The sequence below is a fragment of the uncultured Amaricoccus sp. genome (genome assembly GCF_937858865.1).
In the GTDB taxonomy this organism is placed as follows: domain Bacteria; phylum Pseudomonadota; class Alphaproteobacteria; order Rhodobacterales; family Rhodobacteraceae; genus Amaricoccus.
On the sequence record NZ_CALLYO010000112.1, the window covers coordinates 1 to 5,697 of the forward strand.

General features: G+C 70.2%; 3 protein-coding genes. All 3 read right to left on the reverse strand.

Going from position 1 to position 5,697, the window contains the following annotated elements:
- Position 1: 1 nt before the first annotated feature.
- On the reverse strand, positions 2 to 1,534 hold the full coding sequence (gene odhB, locus Q0112_RS03000; RefSeq protein ID WP_297971212.1) for a 2-oxoglutarate dehydrogenase complex dihydrolipoyllysine-residue succinyltransferase: 1,533 nt from the start codon (positions 1,532 to 1,534) through the stop codon (positions 2 to 4).
- Positions 1,535 to 1,538: 4 nt separating this feature from the next.
- Positions 1,539 to 4,511 (reverse strand): 2-oxoglutarate dehydrogenase E1 component, encoded by a 2,973-nt coding sequence (locus tag Q0112_RS03005; protein ID WP_297971215.1) that lies wholly within the window; start codon positions 4,509 to 4,511, stop codon positions 1,539 to 1,541.
- 307 nt (positions 4,512 to 4,818) lie between these two features.
- Positions 4,819 to 5,697, reverse strand: an 879-nt coding sequence (gene sucD, locus Q0112_RS03010; protein ID WP_297971217.1) for a succinate--CoA ligase subunit alpha, incomplete at its 5' end; no start/stop codon positions are given.

Sequence of the window (5,697 nt, forward strand, 5' to 3'; positions counted from 1 at the left end):
CTCAGAGGTCCATCAGGATGCGGCGGGGATCCTCGAGCGCCTCCTTGACGCGGACGAGGAAGGTGACGGCGCCCTTTCCGTCGACGATGCGGTGGTCGTAGGAGAGGGCGAGGTACATCATCGGGCGCGGCACGATCTGGCCCTTGATGACCATCGGGCGGTCCTGGATCTTGTGCATGCCGAGGATGCCCGACTGCGGCGGGTTCAGGATCGGCGAGGACATGAGGCTGCCGTAGATGCCGCCGTTCGAGATGGTGAAGGTGCCGCCCTGCATGTCGGCCATGGTCAGCTTGCCGTCGCGGGCGCGCACGCCGAGCTCGGCGATCTTCTTCTCGATCGCGGCGAAGGACATCTGGTCGGCGTCGCGCACGACGGGCACGACGAGGCCGGAGGGGGTGCCGACGGCGATGCCCATGTGGACGAAGTTCTTGTAGACGACGTCGGTGCCGTCGATCTCGGCGTTGACCTCCGGCACGTCCTTGAGCGCGACGCAGCAGGCCTTGGTGAAGAAGGACATGAAGCCGAGCTTCACGCCGTGCTTCTTCTCGAAGATGTCCTTGTATTCGTTGCGGAGCCCCATGACCCCGCCCATGTCCACCTCGTTGTAGGTGGTGAGCATGGCGGCGGTGTTCTGCGCCTCCTTGAGCCGGCGGGCGATGGTCTGGCGGAGGCGCGTCATCTTCACCCGCTCCTCGCGGGCGGCGTCCTCGGCGGGGACCGGGGCGCGCGGGATGGCGGCCTGCTCCGGGGCCGGGGCGGCGGCGGGCCTCGGGGCCTCGGCGCGCAGCACGTCCTCCTTCATGATCCGCCCGTCGCGGCCGGTGCCCTCGACCTGGTCGGGGGAGAGGCCGCGGTCGGCCATGAGCTTGGTGGCCGAGGGGGCGTTCTCGACGTCGCGGCTGGCCGTGGCGGCCGGGGCGGCTTCCGCCGCGGCGGCGCCGGCCTGGGCGACGGGCGCCGCGGCGGCACCCGCGCCGCCGCCCGCGATGCGGCCGAGCTTGCCGCCCGCGTTCACGGTGCTGCCGGCGGCGGCGTAGATCTCGGCCAGCGTGCCGGAGGCGGGGGCGGGGACCTCGACGGAGACCTTGTCGGTCTCGAGCTCGCAGAGCATCTCGTCCTGGACGACCTTGTCGCCGACTTTCCTGTGCCAGGTCGCGACGGTCGCCTCGCTCACGCTCTCGCCGAGGGTCGGGACCATGATCTCGATCGAGCTCTCGTTGGCGGGCGCCGATTCGGCGTCGGTGGCGGCGGCCTTGCCGGGCTTGGCCGCCGGCTTCGCGGCGGGGGCGGTGGCGGTCGCCTTCTCGTCGACGATGGCGAGCAGCGCGTCGACCCCCACGGTCTCGCCGGCATTGGCGACGATCTCGGCGAGCACGCCCGCGGCCTTGGACGGGACCTCGACGGTGACCTTGTCGGTCTCGAGCTCGCAGAGGAGCTCGTCCATCTTCACCGCGTCGCCGACCTTCTTGAACCAGGTGGCGACGGTGGCTTCCGAGACGCTTTCGCCCAGCGTGGGCACGCGGATTTCAACCATGACTCTAGCGGTCCTTCTTCAGGCTGAGGGCGGCGTCGACAAGGGCTTCCTGCTGCGCCTTGTGCTCGCGGGCGAGGCCGGTGGCGGGTGAGGCGGCGGCGGGGCGGCCGACGTAGGCGGCGCGGCCGTGGCGGGCGCCGATGCGGTCGAGGACCCACTCGAGGTTCGGCTCGACGAAGGTCCAGCCGCCCTGGTTCTTCGGCTCCTCCTGGCACCAGACGATGTGCGCCTCCTTGAAGCGGGTGAGCTCCTTGGTCAGCGAGAGGGCCGGGAAGGGATAGAACTGCTCGAGGCGCATCAGGTAGACGTCGTCGATGCCGCGGGCGTCGCGCTCCTCGAGCAGGTCGTAGTAGACCTTGCCGGAGCAGAGGACGACGCGCTTGATCTTGTCGTCGGGCACGAGCTTCGTGGCCGAGATGCCGTAGTCCGGCCCGAGGTCGGCGTCGTCCCAGAGCAGGCGGTGGAAGGACGAGCCCTTGGCGAGGTCCTTGAGCTTGGAGACGGCGAGCTTGTGGCGGAGCAGCGACTTCGGGGTGAAGAGGATGAGCGGCTTGCGGAAGCTGCGGTGGATCTGCCGGCGCAGGATGTGGAAGTAGTTGGCCGGCGTCGTGCAGTTGGCGACGATCCAGTTGTCGGCGGCGCACATCTGCAGGAAGCGCTCGGGGCGGGCGGAGGAATGCTCGGGGCCCTGGCCCTCGTAGCCGTGCGGCAGCAGGAGGACGAGGCCGGACATGCGCAGCCACTTCGCTTCGCCCGAGGAGATGAACTGGTCGATCATGATCTGGGCGCCGTTGACGAAGTCGCCGAACTGGCCCTCCCAGAGGGTCAGCGCGCTCGGCTCGGCGAGGGAGTAGCCGTATTCGTAGCCGAGGACGGCGTATTCGGAGAGCATCGAGTCGACCACCTCGTAGGTGGCCTGGCCGGGCTCGATGTGGTTGAGCGGGAAGTAGCGCTCCTCGGTCTCCTGGTCGATGATCGCCGAGTGGCGCTGGCTGAAGGTGCCGCGGGTCGAGTCCTGGCCGGAGAGGCGGACCGGGTAGCCCTCGATGAGCAGGGTGCCGAAGGCGAGGGCCTCGGCGGTCGCCCAGTCGATGCCGTCGCCGGTCTCGATCATCTGCCGCTTGGCCTCGAGCATGCGCTGGACGGTGCGGTGGGCGACGACGTCGTCGGGGATGCGGGTGAGCGCCTCGCCGACCTTCTTCAGCTTGGCGAGGTCGGCGGCGGTCTTGCCGCGCTGGTAGCGGCCCTCGCGGCGGCCGAGGCCGGACCAGCGGCCGTCGAGCCAGTCGGCCTTGTTGGGGCGGAAGTCCTTGGAGGATTCGAACTCGGCGTTGAGGTGGGCCTGGAAGGCGGCCTTCATGTCCTCGATCTCGCCCTCGGGGATGAGGCCGTCGGCGACGAGGCGCTCGGTGTAGAGCTGGAGCGTGGTCTTGTGGCCCTTGATCGCCTTGTACATCAGCGGCTGGGTGAACATGGGCTCGTCGCCCTCGTTGTGGCCGAACCGCCGGTAGCAGAACATGTCGATGACGACGTCCTTGTTGAACTGCTGGCGGAACTCGGTCGCGACGCGGGCGGCGTGGACGACGGCCTCCGGGTCGTCGCCGTTCACGTGGAAGATCGGCGCCTCGACCATCAGCGCGATGTCGGTCGGGTAGGGCGAGGAGCGGGAATACATCGGCGCGGTGGTGAAGCCGATCTGGTTGTTGACGACGATGTGGATGGTGCCGCCGGTGCGGTGGCCCTTGAGGCCGGAGAGGCCGAAGCACTCGGCCACGACGCCCTGGCCGGCGAAGGCGGCGTCGCCGTGCAGCAGGATGGGGAGGACCTTCCGGCGCTCGGGGTCGCCGCGCTGCGCCTGCTTGGCGCGCACCTTGCCGAGCACCACCGGGTTCACCGCCTCGAGGTGCGAGGGATTGGCGGTCAGCGAGAGGTGGACGATGTTGCCGTCGAACTCGCGGTCGGAGGAGGCGCCGAGGTGGTACTTGACGTCGCCGGAGCCCTCGACCTCCTCGGGCTTGAAGCTGCCGCCCTGGAACTCGTTGAAGATCGCCTTGTAGGGCTTCTCCATCACGTTGGCGAGCACGGAGAGCCGGCCGCGGTGCGGCATGCCGATGACGATCTCCTCGACGCCGAGGGCGCCGCCGCGCTTGATGATCTGCTCCATGGCCGGGATCAGCGCCTCGCCGCCGTCGAGGCCGAAGCGCTTGGTGCCGGTGTATTTCACCTGCAGGAACTTCTCGAAGCCCTCGGCCTCGACGAGCTTGTTCAGGATCGCGCGCCGGCCCTGGCGGGTGAAGTGGATCTCCTTGCCGTAGCCCTCGATCCGCTCCTTGAGCCAGGCCGACTGCTCGGGGTCGGAGATGTGCATGTACTGGAGCGCGAAGGTGCCGCAGTAGGTGCGCTTCACCAGCGCGAGGATCTCGCGCAGGCTTGCCGTCTCCAGGCCGAGCACGTTGTCGATGAAGATCGGCCGGTCGAGGTCGGCCTCGGTGAAGCCGTAGGTCTCGTAGCGGAGCTCGGGATGGGGGAGCATCTCCTCGAGCCCCAGCGGGTCGAGGTCGGCCTCGAGGTGGCCGCGGATGCGGTAGGCGCGGATCAGCATCAGCGCGCGCAGGCTGTCGGTGACCGCCTGGCGGATCTGCGCGTCGCTGACCTGGACGCCGACCTCCTGCGCCTTGGCGCGCACCTTCTCGCCGACGGTCCTCGCCGGCTCGGGGCCCCACTGGCCGTCGAGGGCGGCGGTCAGCTCGTCGTTCGGCGTCGGCGGCCAGTCGCTGCGCGCCCAGCTCGGGCCGCGGGCGCCGCGGGTCACGTCGGCCGCGGCGTCGTCGAGGCCGCGGAAGAAGGCCTGCCAGCTCGCGTCGACGCTGGCGGGGTCCTCGGCGTAGCGCGCCTGCAGCTGCTCGACATAGTCCGCGTTCTGCCCCTGCAGGAACGAGGAGGAGTGGAAGAGCGTGTTCTGCGACTGATCGGTCATGGCGTGACGGGCTCGGCCCGCTCCTTTCGATCTGGCCCCTCGGCGGGGCCGTGCTGGCGCCCCCGGAGGAGGCTCACTCGATCAGGGCCGCCCGGCGCCCGCCGGACGGCCCGCAGGCATCTGCGGACCAGGGACTCCTCCGCAGCGGAGGGCGCGCGGAAGGCCGGTGGCCAACCGTGCGCCGGCATCCCGAGGGATCCGAGGGTCGTTCCGGCGTGGCGGGCACGGCGGCGCGCACGGGGGTCTCGCGGCGGGGAAGCCCCGCGGCCGATCGCCGGACCGTGCGAGACCCGCCCACGGCCGCCCCCTACCTGCGCAGCGCCTTGAGAACCGCCTGGCCGAGGCCGGCCGGGCTGTCGGCAACGACGATGCCGGCCGACTTCATCGCCTCGATCTTGTCCTCCGCGCCGCCCTTGCCGCCGGCGACGATGGCGCCGGCATGGCCCATGCGGCGGCCCGGGGGCGCGGTGCGGCCGGCGATGAAGCCGGCGGTCGGCTTCATGCGGCCCTTCCTGGCCTCGTCCTTGAGGAACTGGGCGGCATCCTCCTCGGCCGAGCCGCCGATCTCGCCGATCATGATGATCGACTCGGTCTCCGGGTCGGCGAGGAACCATTCCAGCACGTCGATATGCTCGGTGCCCTTGATCGGGTCGCCGCCGATGCCGACGCAGGTCGACTGGCCGAGCCCTGCCGCGGTCGTCTGCCCGACCGCTTCGTAGGTGAGCGTGCCCGAGCGGGAGACGACCCCGACCGAGCCGCGCTTGTGGATGTGGCCGGGCATGATGCCGATCTTGCAGGCGTCGGGCGTGATGACGCCGGGGCAGTTCGGGCCGATGAGGATCGACTTCGTGCCCTGCAGCGCCCGCTTCACCTTCATCATGTCGAGGACCGGGATCCCCTCGGTGATGCAGACGATGAGCTCGAGGCGTGCGTCGATCGCCTCGAGGATGGCGTCGGCGGCGAAGGGGGGCGGGACGTAGATCGCGGTCGCGGTGGCGCCGGTCGCCTCCTTCGCCTCGGCCACGGTGTTGAAGACCGGGAGGCCGATGTGGGACTCGCCGCCCTTCCCGGGCGTGACGCCGCCGACCATCTTCGTGCCGTAGGCAATGGCCTGCTCGGAGTGGAAAGTGCCCTGCGAGCCGGTGAGGCCCTGGCAGATGACCTTGGTGTTCTCGTCGACGAGGAT

What these genes read in the sequence shown, in the direction of transcription:
- odhB (WP_297971212.1), bottom strand. Translation starts at nt 1,534, where the DNA reads ATGGTTGAAATCCGCGTGCCCACGCTGGGCGAAAGCGTCTCGGAAGCC.
- Q0112_RS03005 (WP_297971215.1), bottom strand. Translation starts at nt 4,511, where the DNA reads ATGACCGATCAGTCGCAGAACACGCTCTTCCACTCCTCCTCGTTCCTG.